Raw genomic sequence first — 24,491 nt, 5'->3', positions numbered from 1 at the left:
GCGTCGATGACATGAAAATCATCGAGGTCAGGAACCTGCGCAAGCAGTATCCGAACCACGTGGCGGTCGAGGACGTGTCCTTCGAGGTGGCGGAGGGCGAGATCTTCGGCATTCTCGGCCCGAACGGCGCCGGAAAGACCACGACGGTGGAGTGCGTCGCGGGCCTGCGGGCGCCGGACGGCGGCACCGTACAGGTGGCCGGGCTCGACCCTCAGCGTGACCGGACCGAGCTGCGCCGGGTGCTGGGCATGCAGTTGCAGAGCGCCGAGCTGCCGGAGAAGATCAAGGTGCGGGAGGCCATGGACCTCTACGCCTCCTTCTACCCCGACCCTGCGGACTGGTCCGACCTGATCGAGCGGGTCGGGCTCGGCGGCAAGCGCGACACCATGTTCAAGAAGCTCTCCGGCGGGCAGCGCCAGCGGCTGTCGGTCGCGCTCGCCCTGGTGGGCAGGCCGCGCGTGGCGGTGCTCGACGAGCTGACGACAGGGCTCGACCCGCAGGCCCGCAGAGACACCTGGGAGCTGGTCGAGCAGGTACGCGATTCGGGGGTGACGATCGTGCTCGTCACCCATTTCATGGAGGAGGCCGAACGCCTCTGCGACCGGCTCGCGCTCATCGACGCCGGCAAGGTCGCCGCCACCGACACGCCGTGGGGGCTCATCTCGCAGGTGGGCGATGAGCAGCGGGTGAAGTTCCGGCCCTCCGCGCCCGTCGACGACGCCGTGCTGCTCGCCCTGCCCGAGGTGAGCGGGGTCACCAGGAGCGGCGACCAGGTCGTGGTGACCGGCTCGGGCAACCTCGCCCCCACCGTCACCCTGGCGCTCGCCCAGCAGCAGATCGTGCCCGAAGACCTGCGCATCGAGCAGGCCACGCTCGACGACGCGTTCCTCGCGCTCACCGGAAGGAAGCTCTCGTGAAGAAGATGCTGATCGTGGAGACCCGACTCTACCTGCGGGACTGGCCGTCGTTGTTGTTCACCATCGGGCTGCCGGTCGGGCTCCTGCTCGTGCTGGGCCTCAGCATCCCGGTCATGACCGAGGCCGGGACGTCGGGCGAGCGGATGGTGGACGCGCAGCTGCCCAGCATGATGACGCTGCTCGCGCTGCTCACGCTGGCCTGCAACATCGTGCCCGCAGTGCTCACCACGTACCGCGAGCGGGGTGTGCTCAGGCGGATGTCCACCACACCCGTGCATCCGGGGCGGCTGCTCGGCGTGCAGCTGCTGATCAACCTGGTCGTCGGCGTGGTGTCCGCGGCCATCCTGATCGGGGCCGGTGCCGTGGCGTTCGGCTCCCCGCTGCCGCGGCAGCCGGTCGCCTTCGTTTTCGTGTTCCTGCTCGGCAGCGCGGCGCTACTGGCCATCGGGCTGGTGATCGCCGCCCTCGCGCCGAACGGCAAGACCGCTCCCGGCATCGGGGCCGTGGTGATGTTCCCGCTGATGTTCCTGGGCGGGATGTGGGTGCCGCGCGAGATCATGCCGGACGCGCTGCGCGCCGTCAGCGACTTCTCCGTGGCGGGGCCGTTCGCCCAGGCGCTCAAGGACGCCTGGGCCGGACAGTCTCCCGAGCTCGGGCACCTCGCGGTGGTGGCCGCCGGACTGGTGATCTTCGGTGGGCTGGCCGTACGGCTCTTCCGGTGGGAGTGAGGCTAGCGCGCGGCCCAGACAGGCGGCGCGCCGGTCACGTTGCTCATCAGCGAGTAGAGCGAGGTCGAGGCCGTGATGAACATGCGGTTGCGCTTGGGCCCGCCGAACACCAGGTTCGCCGTGAACTCGGGCAGCCTGAGGCGGCCGATCAGCGTGCCGTCGGGGTCGTAGCAGAGCACCGCCTTGCCGGCCGCGGTCCAGACGCGGCCGGTGTTGTCGAGCCGGATCCCGTCGAAGTTGTCACCCTCGCTGCCCTCGGCGAACACCCTGCCGCCCGCGAGGGAGCCGTCGTCGCGCACGTCGAACACCCGCACGTGCCTGGCCCGCGTGTCGGCGACGTAGAGCCGGCTCTCGTCCAGCGAGAAGGCCAGGCCGTTGGGCCGTACGAAGTCGTCGGCCACGACGCGGACCTCGCCCGTCACCGGATCCGCGCGATAGACGTGGCAGCCGTCGATCTCCTGCTCGGCCGCGTGGCCCTCGTAGTCGCTGAGGATGCCGTACGGCGGGTCGGTGAACCAGACGGAGCCGTCGGAGCGGGCGACCGCGTCGTTGGGGCTGTTGAGCCGCCTGCCCTGCCAGCGGTCGGCGATCACCGTGATCGAGCCGTCGTGCTCGGTGCGGGTGACCCGGCGGTTGCCGTGCTCGCAGGTGATCAACCGGCCTTCGCGGTCGAGGGTGTTGCCGTTGGAGTAGCCGGACGGCTGCCGGAAGACTCCGACCGCGTCCGTCGTCTCGTCCCAGCGCAGCATGCGGTCGTTGGGGATGTCGCTCCAGACGAGGAACCGGCCGGCCGGGAAGTAGACCGGGCCCTCCGCCCAGCGGGTGCCGGTGTGGAGGCGTTCGACCCTGTCGTCTCCTCCGAAGGCGGCGAACCGCTCGTCGAGCACGTCGAACTCAGTGGGGATCGTGTCCGTCATGTCATCCACCATACGTAGTTCGGATCAGCCGACCAACAACGGTATATCATCTTGTCGTGGACGATATCGACAGAATGCTGATCGACCTGCTCCAGGACGACGCGACGCGGTCGTACGCGATGCTCGGCAAGGCGGTGGGGCTGTCCAGCGGCGCCGCGCACGAACGTGTGCGCAAGTTGCGCGAGCGCGGCGTCATCAGGCGCACGACGATCGAGGTCGACCAGGAGGCGCTCGGGCGCACGCTGACCGCGTACGTGCTGGTCGACGGCAGCACGTGGATGGGCGACAGCGGTGACAGGCTGGCCGCGATCCCGGAGATCGAGGAGGCGCACGTCATCGCCGGGCCCGCGTCGGTGCTGCTCAAGGTGCGTACGAGCGGGCCCAAGGAGCTGCAGGACCTGCTGCGTCAGGTCTTCCAGGTGGACGGGGTGACGGGCACGCAGACGGTCGTCGTCCTGCAGACCCTCTTCGAACGGGCCCTCAAGTAAACTCCAGGTATGACGAAGGTCGCCTGGAACACACGAGAGCTCACCGTAGGCCAGCTCGCCGAGCGCAGTGGCGTCGCCGCCTCCGCCCTGCACTTCTACGAGGCCAAGGGCCTCATCACGAGCCGCCGCACGTCCGGAAACCAGCGCCGCTACACCCGCGACAGCCTCCGCAGGGTCGCCTTCATCAGGCTGGCGCAGCGCATCGGCATCCCCCTGAAGACCATCAAAGACGCCCTCAGCCGCCTTCCCGACGAGCGCACCCCAACCCGCGACGACTGGGCCAGGCTGTCGGCCGCCTGGCGCGGCGAGCTCGACGACCGCATCGAGCAGCTCCAGCGGCTGCGCGACGACCTCACCGAATGCATCGGGTGCGGGTGCCTGTCGCTGGACCGCTGCCCGGTGGCCAACCCGTACGATCGGCTGGGCGACGAGGGGCCGGGCGCGCGGCGCATCGACACCCGGCTGTGCCCTCCTCAGACGCTCTGCTGCGTCCCGCCCGCTTGAGCTCCTGGCCCAGGGCCTTCTACGACGGCTCCTTCTGCGGCGGGACGATGAGCGTGGGCCGGCCCGCGTGGTGCAGCACATGGTTGGAGACGCTGCCGAGCAGCACAGACCTGACCCCCGCCAGGCCGCGCGAGCCGGTGACGATGAGCGAGGCGTCGATCTCGTCGGCCACGTCCACGATCTTCTTCCAGATCGACTCGTTGTCGGCCACCGCCCGATAGGCGACGTCGGACATCCCGCCCGCGATCGCCAGCTCGGCCCCCTCCTTGGCGTGCTGCTCGGCCTGCGCGTGGGCCGCGTCCTCGGCACCCACGTCGAACGCCGCAGCGGCCAGCGGGTATCTCTTGATCTGGAGGAGCAGCGGCTCCCACACCGTGACCACGACGGTGGGCTCGGCGGTCAGGTGTTTGGCCGCGAACTCGATGGCGGCGCGCGAGTCGGCCGAGCCGTCGTAGGCGACGAGGATGGTCATGGCGTTCTTCCCTTCGCTTCGCTCTTCAGCAGAGCACCGAAGCTCCACCGGTGAAGCACCGCATCGATCAGGCGCCATTCCGGAGCCCGCTGTCTGCTTGGTCACACCGAGCGGAAGTGCGCCTCTCATCGACCGCCGGCCGCCGGCCGCAAACGCCCCGCCGTGCTCCCCTGACCAGGCCGTTCCTGAGCGGCAGCGAATACTGGCTAAAGCTATTAGGAAAATGCCTTATAGTTGTCGGCGAACAGGAGGAAGCTTATGGTCAGAGCAGGGCTTACCCCGGAACGCCTGACCCGGGCGGGGGCCGAACTGGCCGACGAGGTCGGCTTCGACCAGGTGACCGTTTCGGCGCTCGCCCGGCGGTTCGACGTCAAGGTCGCGAGTCTCTACTCACACCTGAAGAACTCCCATGACCTCAAGACCAGGATCGCCCTGTTCGCCCTGGAGGAACTCGCCGACCGGGCGGCCGCCGCCCTGGCCGGACGGGCCGGCAAGGACGCCCTGGCCGCGTTCGCGGACGCCTACCGCGACTACGCACGGGAGCACCCCGGCCGCTACGCCGCCGCCCGGCTCCGGCTCAACCCCGAGACGGCGGCCGCCAGTGCCGGCGTACGGCACGCACAGATGTCGCGGGCGATCCTGCGCGGCTACGACCTGACCGAGCCGGACCAGACGCACGCGGTCCGGATGCTGGGCAGCGTCTTCCACGGCTACGTCAGCCTGGAGATGGCCGGGAGCTTCAGCCACACCGCCGTCGGCACACAGGAATCCTGGGCCTGGATCCTGGATTCCCTCGACGCTCTGCTGCGGAGCCGGGGGCCGGCGGCGGGCCGCACCGCCGGAGGCGGCTCGCCGATGCCCGTGAGCGATCCCGAGTTTGATCGACAAGGTTGAGAGAATGATCACCGAGCCCGACTGGATCACCACGCCTGTCACCGCGGACATGTTGCGCGGTTTCCTCGACGTGGAAGCGACCGCGCACGGCCTGCTGCCGCATCGGCTGCCCGCCCGGGCGCGCCGGCAGATCCCCGACGACCGACTGGCCGTGGCCGAGGCGCAGGCCTCCGGCGTGCGGTTGTCCTTCCGCACCCGCGCCACCACGATCGAACTGGACACCCTGCCCACCAAGCGGGTCTACCGAGGTTTCCCGCCCCCGGCCGACGGCGTGTACGACCTGCTGGTCGAGGGACGTCTCGCCGCCCAGGCCACGGTGGCCGGCGGCCGAGTCCGTACGATCACCGACATGGTCACCCAGTCCGCCGACGTGCGTGAGGGGCCCGCCGGCACTGCCCGGTTCACCGATCTGCCGGCGGGTGACAAGGACGTCGAGATCTGGCTTCCGCATACGGAGATCACCGAGCTGATCGCCTTGCGCACCGACGCCCCCGTCGAGCCGGCACGCGACAGCGGGCGCAGGGTGTGGCTGCACCACGGCAGTTCCATCAGCCACGGCTCGAACGCCGCCCACCCGACCGCGATCTGGCCGGCCCTGGCAGCCGCACAAGGCGAAGCGGAGCTGGTCAACCTGGGGTTCGGTGGCAGCGCGCTGCTGGACCCGTTCACTGCCCGCGCGATGCGCGACACCCCCGCGGACCTGATCAGCGTCAAGCTCGGCATCAATGTCGTCAACGGCGACGTGATGCGTTTGCGCGCCTTCGCCCCTGCGGTCCACGGCTTCCTGGACACCGTCCGCGAGGGGCATCCGACCACTCCACTGCTGGTCGTGTCGCCCATCCTGTGCCCGGTCCAGGAGGACACCCCCGGCCCGCTCGCACCCGACTTCGACGGCGTGACCTTGCGGTTCAAGGCCACGGGCGATCCGGCCGAGCGCGCCGCCGGGCGCCTGACGCTGAACGTCATCCGCGACGAACTCGCGCGGATCGTCGAGCAGCGGACGGCTGACGACCCGAACCTGCACTACCTCGACGGCCGTGACCTTTACGGCGAGACCGACTACGCCGAAATCCCGCTGCCCGACGAGGTCCACCCTGATCCCGCAGGGCACCGCCGCATCGGCGAGAACTTCGCGCGGCTGGTCTTCGGCGACGGCGGCCCTTTCGCCGCCAAGACCGGCTGACGGTACCGGCCCGGCCGCGCGGCCCTTGGCGAGCCGCTAGTGCTGGGCCATGTCGACGAACCGGCTGTAGTGGCCCTGGAACGCCACCGTCACGGTGGCGGTGGGGCCGTTACGGTGCTTGGCCACGATCAGGTCCGCCTCGCCCGCCCTGGGCGACTCACGCTCGTAAGCGTCTTCCCTGTGCAAAAGGATCACCATGTCGGCATCCTGCTCGATAGAACCACTTTCGCGCAGATCGCTTACTTGAGGGCGTTTGTCGGTGCGTTGTTCGGGGCCTCGGTTGAGCTGGGAGATCGCGATGACGGGGACCTCGAGCTCCTTGGCCAGCAGCTTGATGGCACGGGAGATCTCCGAGACTTCGTTCTGGCGGCTCTCGACCCTCTTCGGCGAGCTCATCAGTTGGAGGTAGTCGATGATCACGAACCTGAGGTCGTTGCGCTGTTTGAGCCGCCGGCACTTGGCCCGGATCTCCATCATCGACATGTTGGGCGAGTCGTCGATGAACAGCGGCGCCTCCGCCACCTCGCTCATCCGGCGGGCCAGGCGGGTCCAGTCGTCGTCGCCCATCATGCCGGAGCGCATGGCGTGCAGCGCCACGCGGGCCTCGGCGGACAGCAGACGCATGGTGATCTCGTTACGGGACATCTCCAGCGAGAAGATGACCGTGGTCATCCCATGCTTAATAGCCGCAGACCGGGCGAAATCCAGACCGAGCGTGCTGTTATGCGTCGGTATACATGATCTGCTCGCAAGGTACATGTGGTCGGCGTTGTCCACTTCAACGCATCGGACAGGGCGCGATGGGACAGGGCGGACGTCGACGATGTAGCGGACCAGCGTGGTCGGGTGTGCGGTGCCGACCTGCCTGGACGCCTTGCGGGACAGCCGGAAGACCTTGTCAGGAGTGGTGAAGTTGATCATGTAGCAGGTGGAGGAGTCCTCGGTCCTGCCCTTGACCGGCTTCGTCCGCATGGTGGCCTTGTAGCCGAGGCTCAGGATGAGCTCGAGGGCGTCATGGGCGAGCCTTCGGTTCGTCAGCGCGAGCTGGATCTGCCCGGCTGCGCTGACATAACCGTCAGTGTCGAGCAGGCCGGCCAGCAGTTCACGCCTCTGCTGTTCCGACCCACGCAGGTAGACCCGCGGGATGTGCTTGTCACGGAGGACTCCGAGCGTACGCAGAATGCCCTGGACGGTGCCATGATTCCTGTGGCAGTCCTGACAACGTCGCAGGCCGCTCGTGGGCCGACCACAATCAGGACACGTCGGTGCCGCCACGGGCGCCGAGACGAATCGCGCCTTGCCTCCACAGGTGCGGCCGCAAGTGCGCACCTCGGCAGTCCGCGGGACGAGCGTGGAACCGCACACCACGCAGGCACGGACGCCGGCGGGTTCCGGCTCGGGAAGACTCATGCGATAGGTGATGGTGGAGCCCGCTCGCGTGATGCGCAGCCCTTCGGCCCTCAGATTGGCGATGATCTCCGGATCGGTCGTGGTGAAGCGTGCCGCCGCGCTCTCGCCGTCACCGAGCCAAACCCCGAGCGCGTACGGCGCCAGCGGCACATCCTGTGGCGCGAGATCGAAGGGCGCCGCAACCGCCACCGCGTGGTTGGGCCGGTTGTCAGACGCACAGCGCAACGAAGCCGCGATCTCCTCGGTGGTGACCACGCTCTTGTGCTCTGCCGTCAGGGCTGCGTGCTTCGGCGTCGTGACGCGTGCGTAGAGGGCTCCGAAAAGCTCCGCCGCCGGATAGGCCGGGAGGTGTCGTACGTAATCGGTGCGGATCGGCCTGCCCACGCGGGCAGGGATCTTGCCGACGGACCGGATCTCCTTCTGCACCGTGTGCAGGACATGGCGGAACTCCTCCCCCACGACCACAAGCGCTTCGCGGTGAGTGACCGGCTTGTCAGGCTCGGTACAAGCCGACCGGCAGGCTTCTTCCACCCGCCGTACCGCTGCGTCGGACCAGTAGAGAGCGCGGCCGGCGTGCGCGGCCCGCCTGGACGCGCGGGTGGTGGTGCGCCACTGGTGCTGAGCGTCCGCGACGATCACGGTGCCGTCGCTGAACTCCACCTCATAGCACGGCCGGGCGTACATGATGTCCGTTGCGGCGACCATCCGCGTCGGGCGTCCGTCGGCTCCGATCAGCTGATCGCCAACCTTGACCTCACCCATCGTCGTCCAGCCCGTAGGCGTGGGCAGCGGGGTGTCGAGCGCGAGCGCCTTGCCGATGGCCGGCCGGGCGGCGACGACGATCATCTGGCCGGGGTGGAGGCCGTTGGTGAGCTGGTCGAGGTCCTGGAAGCCGGTGGGCACACCGACCATCTGGCCGCCGCGGCTGCCGATGGCCTCCAGCTCGTCGAGGGCGCCGGGCATGATGTCGGCCAGCGGCGCGTAGTCCTCGGACGTGCGGCGCTCGGTGACCTTGTAGATCTCGGCCTGGGCGCGGTCGACGAGGTCGTCGACCTCTTCGTTCTGGCCGCCGTAGCCGTAGGAGACGATGCGGGTGCCGGCCTCGATGAGGCGGCGGAGGATGGCCTGCTCCCGGACGATCTTGGCGTAGTAGCCGGCGTTGGCGGCGGTGGGGACGACGGCCGTAAGGGTGTGGAGGTAGGCGGCGCCGCCGACCCTGGCCATCTCGCCGCGCTTTTGCAGCTCGTCGAAGACGGTGACCGCGTCGGCGGGCTCGCCCCGGCCGTAGAGGTCGGTGATGACGTCGTAGACCATCTGGTGCGCGGGGCGGTAGAAGTCGTCGGAACGCAGGATCTCGACGACGTCGGCGATGGCGTCTTTCGACAGGAGCATGCCGCCGAGCACCGACTGCTCCGCGTCGATGTTGTGCGGCGGGGTGCGCTCGAAGCCTGGACCTGCGCCACCGGTCTCTTCGTCAATGCTCACCGCGCCCCCTCGAACCTCGCAGGCGGTCGCACCACCCCCACTTGTAGTCGACCGGTCTGACAGTTTCGCGGAGTCGCGGTCAGTCGGCAACGTGGCCTGTGGACAACCTTGTGGTCAAGCTGTGCACTATCGCCCCCAGCCTGTGAAAGGCCTGTGGACGGGGCTGGGGATAACTCTTTCGTATTTCCGCAGAAGCCGTCCTGAGCTGGGAGAAGACCGTCCACCGGCTGTGGAGGGAAGAAAGTTTCCCCGACATGCCGTGTAAGGCCCATAATGGACCAATGCCCATTACCTCCAGAGACCGGGAGATCCTGCGACTGGCCGTGCCCGCGTTCGGCGCGCTGGTCGCCGAGCCACTGTTCCTGCTGGCCGACTACGCCATTGTGGGGCACGGCCTGGGCACCACGGCGGTGGGCGCGCTGGGCGTGGCCGGCGCGGTCCTCACCACGCTGGTCAACCTGTGCGTCTTCCTCGCCTACGGCACCACGGCCTCCGTGGCTCGGCAGACGGGCGCCGGCAACCACGAGCGGGCCATGCGCAGCGGCGTGGACGGGATCTGGCTGGCGCTGGGCATCGGCGTCGCGCTGATCGCCGTGTGCTGGCCGCTCGCACCGGCCATCGTGGAGGTGTTCGGAGCGGCGCAGGAGCAGAGCGCGCAGGCGGTGACGTACCTGCGGATCAGCCTGCTAGGCGCGCCCGGGATGCTGGTCGTGCTGGCGGGCACGGGCGTGCTGCGCGGCCTGCAGGACACGGTCACGCCGCTGGCGGTGGCCGTGGGCTCGTTCGGGCTGAACGCGGCGCTCAACGCGTGGTTCGTGCTGGGGCTGGGGTGGGGCATCGCCGGGTCGGCCTGGGGCACCGTGCTCGCGCAGACGCTCGGCGCCGCCGTCTATCTCGTCGTGGTGGTCAGGGGCGCGCTGCGGCTGGGGACGGCGCTGACGCCTCGGCTCGAAGGGCTCAGGCAGGCGGGCACGGCCGGGTTCGCGCTGCTGATCCGTACGGCATGCCTGCGAGCCGCGCTGCTCGTGGCCACCATGGTCGCCACCAGAATGGGCCAGGCCGAGCTGGCCGCGTTCGCCATCGCCACCCAGGTGTGGACGATGCTCGCCTTCGCCCTCGACGCCATCGCCATCGCCGGGCAGGCGATCACGGGGCGCTCGCTCGGCGCGGGCGACGTAGCCGCCACCAGGGCCGCGACCAGGCGCATGGTCCAGTGGGGCGCTTGGTCGGGCATCGTCCTCGGCGGGCTGGTCATCGCGGCGCGGCCACTACTGCCCGGGTTGTTCGACGCCGACCCCGCGGTCACCGCGCTGCTGCTGGCCGTGTTGTGGCCGGTGGCCTTGTTCCAGCCGGTGTGCGGGGTGGTGTTCGTGCTGGACGGCGTGCTGATCGGCGCGGGTGACCAGCGTTACCTCGCGTGGGCGGGGGTGTGGACGACGCTGGCCTACCTGCCTGCCGCCCTCCTCGCCGCCGGTTTCGGCGTGGTCGCTCTCTGGTGCGCGCTCGGGGTGTGGATGTTCGCACGCCTGATCACCCTGGTACGCCGAGCCGCCGGCACTGCCTGGCTGGTGACCGGGGCGTGACCTGCTCGTGCTTGCCGTTGTCCATGTGGTGAGACATGGTGGGCGAGGTCCCCGAGGGGTGTTCCGTGTCCACGATTCTGCGACGACTGCCTCCTTCTGAGGCGACCGGGCTGCGCACAGGCGCCCGGCACAGCCTGGCCGAGGTCTACCGCCCGGCCGACCTCGTGGTGCTCGGCTTCGGTGTGATGATCGGCGCGGGCATCTTCAGCATCGCCGGCCAGCAGGCCGCCACCACGGCCGGTCCTGGCGTGATCCTCTCGTTCATGATCGCGGGGATCGCGTGCCTGCTCGCCTGCCTGTGCTACGCCGAGCTGGCGTCCACGATGCCGACCTCCGGCAGTGCCTACACCTTCACGTACGTCATCTTCGGCGAGGTCTGGGCGTGGATCATCGGCTGGGCGCTGATCCTGGAGCTGCAGTTCGCCGCGGCCGTGGTGGCCAGGGCGTGGGCGGCGATCGCGGTCGGAGCCATCGCCGCCTTCGGCGTGCGTGTGCCGAACGCGGAGCTCGTGGGCGACGTGCTGGTGCTCGTGATCCTGCTGCTGCTCACCGGCATCGTCGCGCTCGGCGCGCGGATCGGGCTGCGGGCACTGTGGATCATGGTGTCGGCCAAGCTGCTGGCCGTCGGCGCGGTCATCGTCGTGGGCCTGACCCAGGTCGACGTGGCGAACATCGGCGAGTTCCACGTGCCGCCCACGACGCTGCCGACCCCGCCGGCCACCGTGCTGGAGATCGCGGTCGGGCAGAGCCAGGCGTTCGGCTGGTTCGGCATCTTCGCGGCGGCCTCGGCCATCGCGTTCGCGTACATCGGGTTCGACGTGCTCGCCACCGCGGCAGAGGAGACCGTCAACGCCTCCAGGGCCGTGCCCAAGGGCATGATCCGCAGCCTGGTGCTCACCACGGTCATCTACCTCGCGGTCGCCCTGGTCATGGTGGGCATGGTCTCCTACACGCGGATCTCGGTGGAGGCGCCGCTGTCCAGCGCGTTCCGTGCGGCGGGCGTCGACTGGATGGTGCACGTCATCGACGTGGGCGCGGTGCTCGGTCTGACGACCGTGATCCTGGTGCTGATCGTGGGGCAGACCCGGGTGTTGTTCTCGATGGCCCGCGACGGGCTGATCCCCCGGGGCCTGGCGTCCGTCAGCCGCCGTTACCACACGCCCACCAGGGTGACGCTGCTGATCGGGTTCGTGGCGATCATGCTGGCGGAGTTCGTGCCGGTGCTCACGATGCAGGAGCTCGTGGTGATCGGTGCGCTGTTCGCCTTCTTGTTCGTCTCGGCGGGGGTGATCGTGATGCGGCGGCGCATGCCCGGCCTGGAGCGCGGGTTCAAGGTGCCGCTCTCGCCGCTGCTGCCCGCGCTCTCGCTGGTGGCCACCCTCTGGCTCATGGTCAACCTGCGGGTGCTGACCTGGGCGTGGTTCGTCCTGTGGATGGCCTTCGGCCTGCTGGTCTACCTCGCGTACGGCCGCCGCCACAGCCTGCTGGCCCGGCCCCGCGACCCGGTCGAGCCGCCACGCGGGCGGCACCGGCGCTGACTCAGAACCGGCCCGATTCGAGCACGCTGCGCAGGAACTCCCGGGTACGCGCGTTCTCCGGCTCGGTGAAGATCTTCTCGGCCGGCCCCTTCTCCAGCAGCACGCCCCCGTCGAGGAAGCACACCGTGTCGGAGATGTCGCGGCAGAAGCCCATCTCGTGAGTGGTGAGGATCATCGTCATGCCCGACTCCTTGAGCTCCCTGATGATGCCCAGCACCTCGACCACCAGCTCGGGGTCCAGCGCCGAGGTGACCTCGTCGAGCAGCATCAGCCGCGGCTGGGTGGCCAGCGCCCTGATGATGGCCACCCGCTGCTGCTGGCCGCCGGAGAGCTGGTCGGGGTAGGCCCGCGCCTTGTCCGCCAGTCCGAACCTGGCCAGCAGGTCGTGCGCCTGCTCCTCCGCCTCTCCCCTGGCCACCCGGTGCACCTGCCGGGGCGCCAGCGTGACGTTGTCGAGCACGGTCATGTGCGGGAACAGGTTGAACGCCTGGAACACGATGCCCAGCCGCTTGCGCACGTCATCGACGTTCACGCGGGGATCGGTGATCTCCTCGCCGTCGAGGTGGATCGTGCCGTCGTCCACGGTCTCCAGCAGGTTGACGCAGCGCAGCAGCGTGGACTTTCCCGAACCGGACGCGCCGATCAGGCTCACCACCTCGTGCGGGTCGACGTCCAGGTCGATGCCGCGCAGCACGCCGTGCCCGCCGAAGAACTTCCACACCCCGTCGATCGAAAGGACGCTCATGCGCCACGCCTCCTGCGCGTACGGGCGGCCAGATGGTCGGTGAACCTGGCCATGGGGATGGTGAGCAGGATGAACAGCAGCGCGGCGGCGAGGTAGGGCGTGTAGTTGAACGTGCTGGCCGCGTGGATCTGCGCCTGCCTGAGGGCCTCCAGCGGTCCGATGGTGGCCACCAGCGCCGTGTCCTTCTGCAGCGAGACGAAGTCGTTCAGCAGCGGCGGCACCACCCTGCGGGTGGCCTGCGGCAACACCACGAACCGCATGGTCTTGGCATGGCTCAGCCCGAGCGAGCGGGCCGCGGCCACCTGGCTGGGATGGATCGACTCGATGCCGGAGCGGAACACCTCGGCCACGTACGCGCCGTAGGAGAGGGTCAGCGCGATGATGCCCAGCGTGGCCAGGTCGGTGGGGATGCCCTGCAGGCTCAGGGCGGGCAGCCCGAACCCCACCAGATAGATCACCAGGATCGTCGGCACGCCGCGGAAGATGTCGGTGTAGAGCGTGGCCAGCGCCCGGATCGGGAAGAACGCGGGCGTCCTGATGCCCCTGGCCAGCGCCACGAGCAGCCCCACGATCAGGATCAGCGGCTCGGCGATCAGAAAGATCTTGATGTTGAGCAGGAACCCGCTCAGCACGTCGGGCAGCGCCTCGCGGAACTGGCCGAAGTCGAAGAACGTCTCCTCCACCCGCGGCCAGCCCGGCGAGCGCGTGACGACCCACGCGACCAGGACGACGAAGACGACCGTCGAAGCCGTCGCGATGGAGGCCGTGCGGCGGCCCCGCGACCTGCGGATGCGCTCGCGCTCGGCCTGCCGCTCCGACGTGACCCACTCGCTCACCGAGGGATCACTTCAGCTCGGGCGCGCCCGCCGCCGAGCCGAGCCACTGCTGCTCGATCTTGGCCAGCTCGCCCTTCGACTTCAGCGCGTCCACCGCCCGGTCCACGCAGGACTTGAGCGCGCTGCCCTTCTCCATGACCAGCCCGAACTCCTCAGGCGTGCCGCCCGTCGAGCTGAACTGGCCCACGATCTTGGAGTTCTCCACCTGCGCGGCCGTCACGTAGAACGCCGTGGGCAGGTCGACGACGATCGCGTCGACCTGCTTGTTCTTCAGCGCGTTCACGGCGTCGACCTGCTCGTTGTAGACGTTGGGGTCATCGCTGGGCTGGATGACGCTCTTGACCGCCTCAAGCGAGGTCGTCCCCACCTGTACGCCGATCTTCGCGTCCTTCAGCTCGGCCAGGCTCTTCGCCCCGGCCACCTTGCTTCCGTCGACCGCCACGACGGCCTGCTTGACCGTGTAGTAGCCGTTGCTGAAGTCGACCGCCTTGGCCCGGTCAGGCGTGATCGAGACCTGGTTGACGTCGAAGTCGAACTGCTTCTTCCCCGGGGCGAACGCCGAGTCGAACTTGACCGTGCTCCACTGCACCTCGGTGCGGTCGAAGCCGAGCTCACCCGCCACGGCGAACGCCACCGCGCTCTCGAAACCCTGCCCGTTGCTCGGGTCGTCGTCCTTGAACCACGGCTCGTAGGCTGGTTTGTCGGTGCCGACGGTCAGCTTGCCGGGGTTGACGAGCTGGAGTTGCTCCTTGGCACAGGCGGTGGACCCGGTCGGGGCGGCCGTGGTGGCCGTGTCGTCGGCGGGTGCGCAACCAACGACCGCCACCGCGAGCGCGAGCAGCATCAAGGGACGGGCCATGGCCGAGCCTCCAGGGGGACGTGCGAAAGAACGACGGCATTCTACGCTGCCCAAATAGGGAATATCGCCCACGGGTCCCCTGTACCACGGCAATCGGGCCACGTGAGCTCGCTTCACGGCGCTCGGCCGGTGACGGGTCAGAGGCCGTTTCCTGGAGGGCCCTCAGCCGGAGTGCGGCGGGTGGCGGGCCCACGCAGCGCGTAACGGAAAGGGCGCTGTGCGGCGGGAAAGCGAAAGCCCCCCTCCGCGGCATCGGGAGAGGGGCCTCTGCGAGCAGGTCAGCCTGCGACGACCTCGACGTCGATCGAAGCGGACACCTCGGGGTGCAGCTTGACGGTGACCTTGTGCGAGCCGACGCTCTTGATCGCATTGACGATCTCGATGCGGCGGCGGTCGATGATCGGGCCGCCGGCGGCCTTGACGGCCTCGGCGATGTCGCCCGTGGTGATCGAGCCGAACAGGCGGCCGGACTCGCCGGCCCGGGTGGCCAGGCGCACGCGCAGGGCGCCGAGCTGGCCGGCGACCTCCTTGGCGGTGCCGAGGTCGCGGATCTCGCGAGCGTCGCGGGCCTTCCTGATGGTCTCGATCTGCTTCTCGGCGCCGCGCGTCCAGCGCATGGCGTAGCCGCGCGGGATGAGGTAGTTACGGCCGTAGCCGTCCTTCACCTCGACGACGTCGCCAGGGGTGCCGAGGCCGGAGACCTCGTTGGTGAGGATGAGCTTCATGTCGACATGCCTCCTTAGCGCGCCGTGCTCGTGTAAGGCAGCAGGGCCACCTCACGGGCGTTCTTGATAGCGGTCGCCACGTCGCGCTGGTGCTGGGTGCAGTTGCCCGTCACCCGGCGGGCACGGATCTTGCCGCGGTCGGAGATGAACTTCCGCAGCAGCGCCGTGTCCTTGTAGTCGACGTAGGAGATCTTGTCATGGCAGAACAGGCAAACCTTCTTCTTGGGCTTGCGCAGTGCCGGCTTGGCCATCGTGGTGCTCCTCTCAGAGCCCCGCACCAGGGCGGGAATGGACAGTCATCCGCTTGCGCGGATCTTGGGTGTTAGAAAGGCGGTTCGTCGCTGAAGTCGTTGCCGCCGCCGCCGAAGCCGCCGCCCTGCTGGCCGCCTCCGCCACCGAAGCCGCCGCCGCCACCGCCGCCGCCCTGGGGCGGGGCGGGCGTCGCGGAGGCCCACGGGTCGTCGGCCGGGCCGCCGCCGAAGCCGCCGCCCCCACCCTGGCGGGAGGTGCGGTTGACCTTGGCGGTGGCGTTGCGCAGGGACGGGCCGACCTCGTCGACCTCGACCTCGTAGACCGTGCGCTTCTCGCCTTCCTTGGTCTCGTAGGACCGCTGCTTGAGCCGCCCCTGCACGATGACCCGCATGCCGCGCTGGAGGCTCTCGGCGGCGTTCTCCGCCGCCTGCCGCCACACGTTGCAGGTCAGGAAGAGGCTCTCGCCGTCTTTCCACTCGTTGGTCTGACGATCCATATACCGCGGAGTGGATGCGATGCGGAATCGAGCCACCGCTTGCCCCGTCGGGGTGAAGCGCAGCTCCGGGTCGTCGACAAGGTTGCCGACAAGGGTGATTACGGTGTCGCCTGCTGCCATGGCTAGCGCTCGCCTTCCTGCACGCCTTCGCTTGGGTTTCGGCTCAGACTACGGCCGCCGCCCGACAAAATGCCGGGCAACGAGCTTGCTCAGTGCACGTCGGGACGCAGGACCTTGGTGCGGAGGATGCCCTCGTTGAGGTTCATCTGCCGGTCGAGCTCCTTGACCGTCGCGGGCTCCGCGGACAGGTCGATGACGGCGTAGATGCCTTCGGACTTCTTGTCGATGTCGTAGGCGAGACGGCGACGGCCCCAGACGTCGACCTTCTCCACGGTGCCACCGTCGTTGCGGACCACGGTGAGGAACTGGTCGAGGGACGGCGCGACGGTGCGCTCATCGAGCGAAGGGTCCAGAATGACCATTACTTCGTAACGACGCATGCGGGACTCCAACCTCCTCTGGACTCTTGCGGTCACGACACTCTGCCGTGACAGGAGGACGCTGACGTCTGAGCCCTGACGCCCCTTTCGGCGCCCGGGGGTGATGGGTCATCCATCACGACGCAGCGTGCCCAAGGTTACCAGCATCGACAAGGTGGGAAAGCCTTTAGGAAACCGAGGGGGTGGTGATTGTGCCACATGTGCTTCAGCCCTCCGAACAGGAGCGGTTCCGTCTCACGCTCAACACCGACGGACGTTCGCACCCGATGGAGAACACCCTGGCCGTCGTCACACTGGTCTGCGGCGTGGTGGCGTTCGTGGCGACGTTCTGGGACTCCGCGCACATGATCGCGTCCTGGTTCGGCACGCTGGGGTTCGGCGTCGGTCTCTACTCTCAGTACGTCTCGGCGACCACGCCGCAGCGCACGCTGAACGTCGTCGGGCTCGTGGGGGCGTTCGTGGGTGCCGCGCTCGGCATCGCCCACGGCGGCTTCCTCCCGCATCCGTGAGCCCTTCGCAAGAGCAACGGCCCCCGGCGCCCGCGCCTGGGGCCGTTGCTCTATATGGGCTTATCCGCTGATGTGCAGGTCTATCCCGAGCAGCACCAGGAACCAGAGGAAGACGGAGAGCAGCGCCTCGGCGAGATCCTTGAGGAGTCCTGGGGTGATGTAGTCGTAGACCCATGCGACGTATATGCCGATGGCCACGTAGATCACGATGATCAGCGCTCGTAAGCGCCAGCGGCTCATGGTTTCTCCTCGGATCGGGGGTGCCAGGCGACTTCCCCGGCGCGCCCTGGCCAAACGGATAAGCTCGGTGACATGGTGCGCATCGGAGCTCACGTCGACCAGGACGACCCCGCCGCTCACGCCGAGGAGGTCGGGGCGGAGGTGGTGCAGTTCTTCCTCGGCGACCCCCAGGGCTACAAGAAGCCCGTGCTGCCCGCCAAACCGGTCAAGGGCGTCGACATCTACATCCACGCCCCCTACCTCGTCAACGTGGCCACCACCAACAACCGCATCAGGATCCCGAGCCGCAAGCTGCTGCAGCAGCACGTCACGGCGGCCGCGGGGATCGGCGCCAAGGGCCTGATCGTGCACGGCGGTCATGTCGGCAAGGACGACGACCCCCAGGCCGGGTTCGACAACTGGCGCAAGGTGTTCGAGCGCATGGAGTGCCCCATCCCCGTGCTGATCGAGAACACCGCGGGCGGCGGCAACGCGATGGCGCGCAAGCTGGAGCGCATCGCCCGGCTGTGGGACGCGCTCGACGGGTTCGACGTGGGCTTCTGCCTCGACACCTGCCACGCCCACGCGGGCGGCGAGGAGTTGGTCGACCTGGTCGACCGGGTCAAGGCCATCACCGGCCGGATCGATCTGGTCCACTGCAACGACTCCCGCGACGCCTTCGACTCCGGCGCCGACCGCCACGCCAACCTGGGCAAGGGGAATATCGACCCGGAGCTGATCCTGGCGGTCTGCCGGGCGGCCGCGGCGCCTGTCGTGGTGGAGACGCCGGCCGAGGGCCAGGCCGACGACATCGCCTTCCTGAGGAAGAACCTCTAGGGAAACACACAGCCTGTGGATAACTTCCCTGGATTACCGAGGAAAGAAAGGGGGTAGAAAGATCAGCCCGCCCACGCGCCATCAAGGAACCGGGCGGCGTTGACCAGCATGAGCGGCCCCGAAATCAGGACATAGAGGGCCAGCACCCATGCCTTCCTGGTCATGACCTTGGCGACCAGCACCCACACCGGAAACCACAACAACAGCGAGCGCGGGATCGAGAGATAGTACGCCGACGTCATCAGCGCCGCCGCCTGCGCCCCCGTGTAGACCAGCTCGCTCCACCGGCGCAACACGAGCAGCCAGACCAGCGCCGCGACGGCCACCACGGCCCCCACGATCTCCATCCTGAAGGCCACCGCGAAGTCGTCGGCGCCCATGGCGGAGTGCCAGGTCGTCTGCCACGCCTCCCACGGCCACACGAAGTCGCGCCCCCACCCGGTCTCCTGCGCGTGCTTCCAGGCCAGCCAGTCACCCGTCCTGCTGTAGTGGTAGGACGAGTACGCCACCAGCGGGACGAGGGGCACCACCAGCCACCCAGCCCGGCGCGGCGCCTCCTTCTTCGTGACGAACTCCACGATGAGGGCGACCGCCAGGAACAGCCCGGTGATCCGCACGCAGGAGGCGCCCACGGCCAGCAGCGCCGCCGCAGGCCAGCGCCCCTGCCTGGCGGCCAGCCACGCGGGGATGGCGAAGGCCAGGAAGAGCGACTCGCTGTAGCCCGCGGCCAGGAACACCGCCATCGGGAAGAGCAGCAGTGCCAGCACCGCCATCCAGCCGGAGGCGCCCTCGAACTCGGCCAGCCGGGCCAGCGCCATCATGGCGACGGCCCCGGCGGCCAGCGAGACCAGCAGCCCGGCCGCCGCCCAGTCGGGGACGACCAGGTAGACCATGCGCAGCGCCGCGGGCAGCCCGGGGAAGAACGCGGGCAGCCCTTCGTCCACCGGTTTGCCCGGCTCGCCGTCGTAGCCGTACTGGGCGATCGTGATGAACAGCGTGGCATCCCACTTACGCCACTTGTCCAGATATTCGCCCAGTGTCACGCCGAGCACGGTCGCCAGCAGGAGCCCGGCCCGCGAGCCGCACCAGAGCAGCAGCGCGTCCCGGCCGGACGAGCGTGTGATCATCGGGCGATGGAGGCCAAGGTGAAGCGGTCACGCGCGCCGGCGAACACGCCGCCCGCCTGGTCGTCGAGCCCGGCCTGCCGCACCACGTCCTTGTCGGGACGCAGGATGTCGCGCACCACGAACGCCATCATGATGCCGATCGTGATGACCCGCCCCCAGACGGCGGTGAAGTACGTGTCGTCGCCGATGCCCAGGTCGTCCCTGCTGAGCGGCGGCTGCGCGAGCAGGTAGAGCCAGATGGCGACGAAATACCACACCTCGGCGAGCTGCCACAACGCCAGCGGCTTCCAGTTGGGCCTGGCCAGCACGGCGAACGGCACCAGCCACAACACGAACTGCGGCGACCACACCTTGTTCGTTATCATGAACGCGGCAAGCGCCAGGAAGCAGATCTGCGCCAGCCTCGGCCGCCGCGGCGCGGCCAGCGTGAGCACGGCGATGCCGAAGCACAGGATGGCCAGCGACGCCATGCCGAGCGTGCTGACGTCGGCCTCGCCCAGGACCGGCCAGCCCTTGTTCTGGAAGAACAACCACGGCGAGCCCCAGTCGACGCCGCGTTCCTGGGAAAAGACGTAGAACCGGCGCCAGCCGTCCCACGCGAAGACCATGAACGGCAGGTTGACCACGAGCCACGCGCCGGCCGCCGAGCCCATGGTGACCAGGAACGGCCGCCATCGCCCCGTGCGCCAGGTGAGCAGGAACAACGCGCCCACGAACATCAGCGGATAGAACTTCGTGGCGATCGCCAGCCCGAGCAGCACCCCGGCCAGCACCTGCCGCTTTCGTGCCCAGGCCAGCAGCATGCCCATGGACAGCGCGCCCGCGATGAGGTCCCAGTTGATGTACGCGGCCAGCACCACGGCGGGCGCGACGGCGTACCAGAGCGGGTCCCACCGCCGCGTGGGCCCGGCCACCGCGGCCATCAGCAGCACGCCGGCCACGAGGGAGACGCCGAGCAGGATGACCGTCAGGTCGTAGAACCTGACCGCCTGCGCGACCTGGTCGGGCTCCAGCCACCGGGCGATCCAGCTGAACGCCTGCATGACCTCACCCAGTACCACCGGGTATTCGACCTGCTTGTCGAACGGCACATCGGCGAAGTAGGGGTTCTGGGTGGCCAGCTGCCTGTCGAAGTAGAGCGGGTAGATGTCGGTGTAGCAGAAGTTCGTGTACGTCGAGATCTGGTCGTTCCAGCCGCCGGTGCGGCACGGCAGCCGCACGACGTACGCGAGAGACGCCCCCAGGGCCGCGAACAGCCCCAGGGGAAGGTACGGGATGGCGCGCGCCACCAGCGGCGAGCGCACCTCCGTGCTCGTCATTGGTCCTCAAGCCTGCCGTTGACCGGCCCCTGGCCTCCGCCTCTCCGGTCGGGCCCGGTGTCGCCGCCCGCCACGTTCGGGTCGTCGATCTCGGGGAACCCGTCGTCGGCCGGCGGCGGATCGTCGATGGTGGGCTCGTCGCCGGTGTCGCCGTCGCAGCCGATGAGGCAGTCGGGATCGTCGCCGCTCTCGTCGTCGAAGGGGTTGTCACCGTTGTCGAACGGGTTGTCCGGCGTCGTCGTCGGCGTGGGCGTCGGGCTCGGGACGATGTTCTCCGGCGTGCCGATCTCGGCCTTCTCGGGGAACTGCTCGACCGGCTTGCCCTCGTGCGCGGCCAGCATGAAACGTTGCCAGGCGATCGTGGGCGGACCTGCGCCTTCGAAGCCCAGGGACACCTCGAACGGTCTGGTGTACGGGTTGTTGAGGTCGTACTTCTTGCTCGCCTTGCCCTTGGGCGTGATGGGGCAGTTGGAGTGGATCGGCGGGACGACCTTGCCGCTCTTCGTCCTGCACTGCTCGCGGTAGAACCCGACGGCGGTGGAGATCTGCGGCGTGTAGCCGACGAACCAGGCGCCGTTCTCGTCGTTGTTGGTGCCGGTCTTGCCGGCGGCAGGCCTGTTGCCCAGACCCTTGCCCGCCGCGGTGCCGCTGCGCAGCACCTCCGCCATGGCTACGGTGGAGTCGGCGGCGACGCCGGGGTCGATGACCGACTTGGTGATCTGCTGCTCGGGATAGGCGACCTGGTTGTTCTGCTCGACCTTCTGCACGACGTGGTAGCGGGTGTATTTCCCGGCGTTGGCGAAGATGGAGTAGCCGGCCGCCTGCTCGACGGGCGTCACCGGGGCACTGCCGATGGCGAACTGGTACTGGTGTTCCTCGATGTCGGCTTCCATGACCTTCGGGTTGAACCCGGCCGCCACGACGAGATTCTTCACGTCGTCGAGCTGGTTGGGCAGCGCGTAGGCCATGGAGACGAAGGCGGTGTTGACCGACTGGGCGGTCGCCTTGACGACGTCGACGGCCCTGCCGACGTTGTGGCTGTTGGTGATGCCGCCCTCCTGCTGGCCCGGCAGCTCCTTCGGCACGGTCTGGTTGCCCGGCACGAAGCTCTTGAGCGAATATCCGGCCTGCAGCCAGGCCGCCAGCACGTACGGCTTGAACGCCGACGCGGCCTGCTTCTTCGACTCGAAGGCCTCATTCCACGGGTCGTTGACGTAGTTTTCGCCGCCGTAGAAGGCGAGCACGCGGCCGTTCTTCGGGTTGACGGCCGCCAGGCCGCCGTGGAACTCCTTCGACATGCCCTGCATCGTGGTCTTCATCGTCTGCCGGGCGGCCTTCATCAGTTTCCTGTCGAAGGTCGAGGTGATCTTGTAGCCGCCGCTCTCGACCTCGTCGCGGGTCAGGCCGCGGGACTCCAGCTCGTCGAGCACCTGCTTCACCATGTAGCCCCTGTCACCGCCCAGGGAATTGCTGGTGTTGGCCTTCTTCGTCTTGGGGAACTCCGCGGTCTTCGGGAGCTGACCGTACTTCTCCGGCCAGAGCTCGGCCATCCTCTTGATGACTTCGCCGAAGCGGTATTTCAGCCCGTCGGCATCGGGTTCCCAGGCCGGCTGCTGGATCCGCGCGGCGAGGTAGGCGCCCTGCACGGGGGACAACTTCGCGGCGGTCATCTTCTTGCCGAAGTACGCCCGCGCGGCGGCCTGGACGCCGTACGCGCGGCCGAAGTTGACGGTGTTGAGATAGTTGCGCAGGATCTCGTCCTTGGTCAGCGTGTCGTCGAGCTTGACCGCGACGAAGATCTCCTTGATCTTTCGTTCGATGGACACTTCCTGGCTGAGGCCGTCGTAGTAACCGCGGGCCATCTGCTGGGTGATGGTCGAGGCGCCCTGCAGCTGCTGCCCGGTCGCGGTCATCCACACCGAGCGCGCCATGCCGGAGAAGGAGATGCCGGAGTCCTCGTAGAACGTGTCGTTCTCGATGGCGATCGCGGCGTCCTTGACGCTGTCGGCCATCTCGTTGATCTCGACGCTCTCGCGCGGCATGCCCAGCCTGGCGATCTCGGTCTTGCCGTCGTTGTAGTAGATGATGCTCTGCTGCGCGGTCGCCTCGGCCTGCACGGTCGTCGGCACCGGCGTGTTGGCGTACGCCACCATGACCATGCCGAACATGCCGGCCGCGAGCACCACGATGCCGGCGACGACGACTTTCCAGCTCGGCACGAACCTGCGCCAGCCGCCCCGGCCGCCGCCCTTCTTGACGGGCGGTCCTGGGGGCTCGGGCGGCCCGCCCTGCCCCCTTCTGCGGCGCCGCGGCGCGTCGCTGACCATGGTCTCCTGGTTACCGAGCGTGCGCGACTCCTCGCGGGAACGGGAGCGGGAGCGCGGCGGCGGCTGGTCGCCGCGCTCGCCCGCCGGGTCGCCGCGTCTGGGAGGCTCGTCGTAAGGCTGTGCGGCCATGGCCCCGGTCTGCTCGTACGCCGCCTCAGGACGTCGATCCGCCGGTGCCTCGCCCCAGCCGGGTCCGCCGGTTTGGCGAGAGGAACTTTGGGGCACAGAACGGGATGAGCTGGAACGACGGCGCCTTCCCTGGCGTGCCGTCCCCTCATTCATGCTGTTACTCACACGTCCTCGCAACGTCGTCGGAACTGAAACGGCGGTAGGGCGTGAGGCTCCTCGCCGCCCTCGGTCTTCACGCTTGGCCGACGAGGTCAGGCGGTCCGTTCCCGAGTACGTACGAAACCGTCAAGTGGTTCCAGGAACAACCTTGGCAGACCTCGACAACGTACACCCGGAACTCATCGTAATCATGAGCCATGGCTATGAGCTCTGATGTGACTTTTGCCTGGCCGGCATGACGCCCGAGGCACTCACCGTAAACATAAGTCACATGGGTGACGTTCTCCCTTTCGCAGACCGGGCAGGGACGTTCGGTCGGCTCGCCGAAGTGGCGTGCGGCGCGAAGGAGGTAGGGCTGTGCGTCACAGACGTCACCGCGCGAAGCTCGCCCGGAACGCAGGGAGCGGACTGCCGCTCTCTTCGCGAGACCGTAATCCACCACCCTTCGCTGTGACCACATGAGCGCCAGACTACGGCGTTTTGAGTGTCCGTCCCAACGACTCGGCGGATTCATAGATTGCGGCGATATAGCGCTCCGACGTATCCTCAAGATGTATCGGCTCGATACATCGACGCGAGAGGGGGCGGTTCCCATGGCCAGCGGACAGGGCAGAGTCTTGGAACTGGCCGTGCTCGGGTCGCTGCACGAGACGCCGCTACACGGCTACGAGCTGCGCAAACGGCTCAACGCCCTGCTGGGGATGTTCCGTGCGTTCTCCTACGGGTCGCTGTACCCCTGTCTGCGATCACTATTGGCCCAGGGCCTCATCGCGGAGGAGCAACCCGCTCCCGCCACGATCGTCGGCGGCCGGTCGAAGATCGTCTACAAACTGACCGCCGAGGGCAAGGAACGCCTGCAGGACATGCTCACCCAGGCAGGTCCTTCCGCATGGGAGGACGAGAGCTTCGGTGTGCATTTCGCTTTCTTCCGGCACACCGAGGCCGAAGTCCGTCTGCGCATTCTCGAAGGCCGCCGCAGCCGGCTGGAAGAGCGGCTCGACGCGGTGCGCACGGCGCTGGCGCGCACCAGGGAGCGCCTCGACAGCTACACGCTCGAGCTGCAACGTCACGGGCTCGAGTCGGTGGAGCGCGAGGTGCGCTGGCTCAACGAGCTGATCGCAACGGAGCGCCGGGCCTCGGAAGAGCCCGGAAGAGACACCACGTCAACTGATGAGTAAGGGAGCGAGTGCGATGGGTTCGGTTCGCGTGGCCATTGTCGGTGTCGGCAACTGCGCGTCGTCGCTGGTCCAGGGCGTTCACTATTACAAGGACGCCGACCCGGACGTTCGGGTCCCGGGCCTGATGCACGTGAAGTTCGGCGACTACCACGTCG

Annotated in this window: 26 protein-coding genes and 1 pseudogene; 12 read left to right on the top strand and 15 right to left on the bottom strand. The window is 68.5% G+C overall.

Annotation, left to right across the window (positions count from 1 at the left end; genetic code table 11):
• Positions 1-11 precede the first annotated feature (11 nt).
• Positions 12-917 carry an ABC transporter ATP-binding protein gene (locus tag E1294_RS26915; RefSeq protein WP_132512791.1) on the top strand — a complete coding sequence of 302 codons (906 nt, stop codon included), beginning with the start codon at positions 12-14 and terminating at the stop codon, positions 915-917.
• 5 nt (positions 918-922) lie between these two features.
• Positions 923-1,645 (top strand): ABC transporter permease, encoded by a 723-nt coding sequence (locus E1294_RS26910; RefSeq protein WP_246083308.1) that lies wholly within the window; start codon positions 923-925, stop codon positions 1,643-1,645.
• A gap of 2 nt (positions 1,646-1,647) precedes the next feature.
• Here the strand turns inward: E1294_RS26910 and E1294_RS26905 are convergent, their stop codons facing one another.
• On the bottom strand, positions 1,648-2,562 hold the full coding sequence (locus tag E1294_RS26905; RefSeq protein WP_132512787.1) for an SMP-30/gluconolactonase/LRE family protein: 915 nt from the start codon (positions 2,560-2,562) through the stop codon (positions 1,648-1,650).
• Between the two features lie 56 nt (positions 2,563-2,618).
• On the opposite strand from E1294_RS26905, the gene E1294_RS26900 reads away from it, so the two are divergent.
• Positions 2,619-3,050, top strand: coding sequence for an Lrp/AsnC family transcriptional regulator (locus E1294_RS26900; RefSeq protein WP_220447959.1), 432 nt, complete (start codon positions 2,619-2,621; stop codon positions 3,048-3,050).
• Between the two features lie 9 nt (positions 3,051-3,059).
• Positions 3,060-3,554: a redox-sensitive transcriptional activator SoxR gene (soxR, locus tag E1294_RS26895; RefSeq protein WP_132512785.1), complete on the top strand. Its 495-nt coding sequence runs from the start codon at positions 3,060-3,062 to the stop codon at positions 3,552-3,554.
• Between the two features lie 19 nt (positions 3,555-3,573).
• Here the strand turns inward: soxR and E1294_RS26890 are convergent, their stop codons facing one another.
• Complete coding sequence (locus E1294_RS26890) at positions 3,574-4,026, bottom strand: universal stress protein (protein ID WP_132512783.1); 453 nt, start codon at positions 4,024-4,026, stop codon at positions 3,574-3,576.
• A 258-nt stretch (positions 4,027-4,284) separates the two neighbouring features.
• Between E1294_RS26890 and E1294_RS26885 the strand changes: the two genes are divergently transcribed.
• Positions 4,285-4,920, top strand: coding sequence for a TetR/AcrR family transcriptional regulator (locus E1294_RS26885; RefSeq protein WP_220447958.1), 636 nt, complete (start codon positions 4,285-4,287; stop codon positions 4,918-4,920).
• A gap of 4 nt (positions 4,921-4,924) precedes the next feature.
• Positions 4,925-6,103: a GDSL-type esterase/lipase family protein gene (locus E1294_RS26880; protein ID WP_132512781.1), complete on the top strand. Its 1,179-nt coding sequence runs from the start codon at positions 4,925-4,927 to the stop codon at positions 6,101-6,103.
• Between the two features lie 36 nt (positions 6,104-6,139).
• On the opposite strand, the gene dnaB is transcribed toward E1294_RS26880, so the two are convergent.
• Positions 6,140-8,998, bottom strand: a complete 2,859-nt coding sequence (gene dnaB, locus E1294_RS26875; RefSeq protein ID WP_132512779.1) for a replicative DNA helicase — start codon at positions 8,996-8,998, stop codon at positions 6,140-6,142.
• 281 nt (positions 8,999-9,279) lie between these two features.
• Between dnaB and E1294_RS26870 the strand changes: the two genes are divergently transcribed.
• Positions 9,280-10,581, top strand: a complete 1,302-nt coding sequence (locus E1294_RS26870) for an MATE family efflux transporter (RefSeq protein ID WP_132512777.1) — start codon at positions 9,280-9,282, stop codon at positions 10,579-10,581.
• 65 nt (positions 10,582-10,646) lie between these two features.
• On the top strand, positions 10,647-12,119 hold the full coding sequence (locus tag E1294_RS26865) for an APC family permease (RefSeq protein ID WP_246083306.1): 1,473 nt from the start codon (positions 10,647-10,649) through the stop codon (positions 12,117-12,119).
• Between the two features lies 1 nt (position 12,120).
• Here E1294_RS26865 and E1294_RS26860 read toward each other — a convergent pair whose 3' ends face one another.
• From E1294_RS26860 to rpsF, 7 genes are all read right to left on the bottom strand, one after another.
• Entirely contained in the window at positions 12,121-12,864 is a 744-nt protein-coding gene (locus E1294_RS26860; RefSeq protein WP_165977493.1) for an amino acid ABC transporter ATP-binding protein, read from the bottom strand.
• Complete coding sequence (locus tag E1294_RS26855) at positions 12,861-13,700, bottom strand: amino acid ABC transporter permease (protein ID WP_132512775.1); 840 nt, start codon at positions 13,698-13,700, stop codon at positions 12,861-12,863. The genes E1294_RS26860 and E1294_RS26855 overlap by 4 nt, the downstream gene beginning before the upstream one ends.
• Before the next feature lie 7 nt (positions 13,701-13,707).
• On the bottom strand, positions 13,708-14,559 hold the full coding sequence (locus tag E1294_RS26850) for an ABC transporter substrate-binding protein (protein WP_132512773.1): 852 nt from the start codon (positions 14,557-14,559) through the stop codon (positions 13,708-13,710).
• 278 nt (positions 14,560-14,837) lie between these two features.
• Positions 14,838-15,284, bottom strand: a complete 447-nt coding sequence (gene rplI / locus E1294_RS26845) for a 50S ribosomal protein L9 (protein WP_132512771.1) — start codon at positions 15,282-15,284, stop codon at positions 14,838-14,840.
• Between the two features lie 14 nt (positions 15,285-15,298).
• Positions 15,299-15,535: a 30S ribosomal protein S18 gene (rpsR, locus tag E1294_RS26840; protein ID WP_020543048.1), complete on the bottom strand. Its 237-nt coding sequence runs from the start codon at positions 15,533-15,535 to the stop codon at positions 15,299-15,301.
• 71 nt (positions 15,536-15,606) lie between these two features.
• Positions 15,607-16,152, bottom strand: a complete 546-nt coding sequence (locus tag E1294_RS26835) for a single-stranded DNA-binding protein (protein WP_132512769.1) — start codon at positions 16,150-16,152, stop codon at positions 15,607-15,609.
• A gap of 89 nt (positions 16,153-16,241) precedes the next feature.
• Entirely contained in the window at positions 16,242-16,532 is a 291-nt protein-coding gene (gene rpsF, locus E1294_RS26830; protein ID WP_026214314.1) for a 30S ribosomal protein S6, read from the bottom strand.
• A 191-nt stretch (positions 16,533-16,723) separates the two neighbouring features.
• Between rpsF and E1294_RS26825 the strand changes: the two genes are divergently transcribed.
• The gene (locus E1294_RS26825) at positions 16,724-17,041 is read left to right on the top strand and encodes a hypothetical protein (RefSeq protein WP_246083305.1); all 318 of its coding nucleotides are present in this window, start codon (positions 16,724-16,726) and stop codon (positions 17,039-17,041) included.
• Positions 17,042-17,101: 60 nt separating this feature from the next.
• Here the strand turns inward: E1294_RS26825 and E1294_RS26820 are convergent, their stop codons facing one another.
• Positions 17,102-17,281: a hypothetical protein gene (locus tag E1294_RS26820; protein WP_132512767.1), complete on the bottom strand. Its 180-nt coding sequence runs from the start codon at positions 17,279-17,281 to the stop codon at positions 17,102-17,104.
• Positions 17,282-17,353: 72 nt separating this feature from the next.
• Between E1294_RS26820 and E1294_RS26815 the strand changes: the two genes are divergently transcribed.
• Positions 17,354-18,097 (top strand): deoxyribonuclease IV, encoded by a 744-nt coding sequence (locus E1294_RS26815; protein WP_181958557.1) that lies wholly within the window; start codon positions 17,354-17,356, stop codon positions 18,095-18,097.
• Between the two features lie 62 nt (positions 18,098-18,159).
• Here E1294_RS26815 and E1294_RS26810 read toward each other — a convergent pair whose 3' ends face one another.
• The 4 genes from E1294_RS26810 to E1294_RS26795 form a co-directional block, all read right to left on the bottom strand.
• On the bottom strand, positions 18,160-19,224 hold the full coding sequence (locus E1294_RS26810) for a mannosyltransferase family protein (RefSeq protein ID WP_132512765.1): 1,065 nt from the start codon (positions 19,222-19,224) through the stop codon (positions 18,160-18,162).
• Positions 19,221-20,543 (bottom strand): glycosyltransferase family 87 protein, encoded by a 1,323-nt coding sequence (locus tag E1294_RS26805; protein ID WP_132512763.1) that lies wholly within the window; start codon positions 20,541-20,543, stop codon positions 19,221-19,223. Before E1294_RS26805 ends, E1294_RS26810 begins: the two co-directional genes overlap by 4 nt.
• Complete coding sequence (locus tag E1294_RS26800) at positions 20,540-22,999, bottom strand: transglycosylase domain-containing protein (protein WP_165977492.1); 2,460 nt, start codon at positions 22,997-22,999, stop codon at positions 20,540-20,542. Before E1294_RS26800 ends, E1294_RS26805 begins: the two co-directional genes overlap by 4 nt.
• 232 nt (positions 23,000-23,231) lie before the next feature.
• Positions 23,232-23,618: a DUF5318 family protein gene (locus E1294_RS26795; RefSeq protein ID WP_132512759.1), complete on the bottom strand. Its 387-nt coding sequence runs from the start codon at positions 23,616-23,618 to the stop codon at positions 23,232-23,234.
• Positions 23,619-23,751: 133 nt separating this feature from the next.
• Here E1294_RS26795 and E1294_RS26790 point away from each other — a divergent pair, with 133 nt between their 5' ends.
• Both E1294_RS26790 and E1294_RS56080 read left to right on the top strand, forming a co-directional pair.
• Complete coding sequence (locus E1294_RS26790; RefSeq protein WP_132512827.1) at positions 23,752-24,336, top strand: PadR family transcriptional regulator; 585 nt, start codon at positions 23,752-23,754, stop codon at positions 24,334-24,336.
• 13 nt (positions 24,337-24,349) lie between these two features.
• A pseudogene (locus E1294_RS56080) lies at positions 24,350-24,491 on the top strand (inositol-3-phosphate synthase); the annotation flags it as partial.

This window comes from Nonomuraea diastatica, from assembly GCF_004349015.1.
GTDB classification, from domain to species: Bacteria; Actinomycetota; Actinomycetes; order Streptosporangiales; family Streptosporangiaceae; genus Nonomuraea; species Nonomuraea diastatica.
This window is presented reverse-complemented; position numbering and strand designations above follow the sequence as displayed.

Bases quoted from the DNA above. Each gene is read 5' to 3' on its own strand.
- E1294_RS26835 (WP_132512769.1), bottom strand. From the start codon at position 16,152: ATGGCAGCAGGCGACACCGTAATCACCCTTGTCGGCAACCTTGTCGAC.
- E1294_RS26890 (WP_132512783.1), bottom strand. From the start codon at position 4,026: ATGACCATCCTCGTCGCCTACGACGGCTCGGCCGACTCGCGCGCCGCC.
- E1294_RS26915 (WP_132512791.1), top strand. From the start codon at position 12: ATGAAAATCATCGAGGTCAGGAACCTGCGCAAGCAGTATCCGAACCAC.
- E1294_RS26870 (WP_132512777.1), top strand. From the start codon at position 9,280: ATGCCCATTACCTCCAGAGACCGGGAGATCCTGCGACTGGCCGTGCCC.
- E1294_RS26905 (WP_132512787.1), bottom strand. From the start codon at position 2,562: ATGACGGACACGATCCCCACTGAGTTCGACGTGCTCGACGAGCGGTTC.
- E1294_RS26795 (WP_132512759.1), bottom strand. From the start codon at position 23,618: ATGTGGTCACAGCGAAGGGTGGTGGATTACGGTCTCGCGAAGAGAGCG.
- rplI (WP_132512771.1), bottom strand. From the start codon at position 15,284: ATGAAGCTCATCCTCACCAACGAGGTCTCCGGCCTCGGCACCCCTGGC.
- E1294_RS26800 (WP_165977492.1), bottom strand. From the start codon at position 22,999: ATGGCCGCACAGCCTTACGACGAGCCTCCCAGACGCGGCGACCCGGCG.
- E1294_RS26885 (WP_220447958.1), top strand. From the start codon at position 4,285: ATGGTCAGAGCAGGGCTTACCCCGGAACGCCTGACCCGGGCGGGGGCC.
- E1294_RS26860 (WP_165977493.1), bottom strand. From the start codon at position 12,864: ATGAGCGTCCTTTCGATCGACGGGGTGTGGAAGTTCTTCGGCGGGCAC.
- E1294_RS26805 (WP_132512763.1), bottom strand. From the start codon at position 20,543: ATGACGAGCACGGAGGTGCGCTCGCCGCTGGTGGCGCGCGCCATCCCG.
- E1294_RS26810 (WP_132512765.1), bottom strand. From the start codon at position 19,224: ATGATCACACGCTCGTCCGGCCGGGACGCGCTGCTGCTCTGGTGCGGC.
- E1294_RS26850 (WP_132512773.1), bottom strand. From the start codon at position 14,559: ATGGCCCGTCCCTTGATGCTGCTCGCGCTCGCGGTGGCGGTCGTTGGT.
- E1294_RS26815 (WP_181958557.1), top strand. From the start codon at position 17,354: ATGGTGCGCATCGGAGCTCACGTCGACCAGGACGACCCCGCCGCTCAC.
- E1294_RS26880 (WP_132512781.1), top strand. From the start codon at position 4,925: ATGATCACCGAGCCCGACTGGATCACCACGCCTGTCACCGCGGACATG.
- rpsR (WP_020543048.1), bottom strand. From the start codon at position 15,535: ATGGCCAAGCCGGCACTGCGCAAGCCCAAGAAGAAGGTTTGCCTGTTC.
- E1294_RS26790 (WP_132512827.1), top strand. From the start codon at position 23,752: ATGGCCAGCGGACAGGGCAGAGTCTTGGAACTGGCCGTGCTCGGGTCG.
- rpsF (WP_026214314.1), bottom strand. From the start codon at position 16,532: ATGCGTCGTTACGAAGTAATGGTCATTCTGGACCCTTCGCTCGATGAG.
- E1294_RS26820 (WP_132512767.1), bottom strand. From the start codon at position 17,281: ATGAGCCGCTGGCGCTTACGAGCGCTGATCATCGTGATCTACGTGGCC.
- soxR (WP_132512785.1), top strand. From the start codon at position 3,060: ATGACGAAGGTCGCCTGGAACACACGAGAGCTCACCGTAGGCCAGCTC.
- E1294_RS26910 (WP_246083308.1), top strand. From the start codon at position 923: ATGCTGATCGTGGAGACCCGACTCTACCTGCGGGACTGGCCGTCGTTG.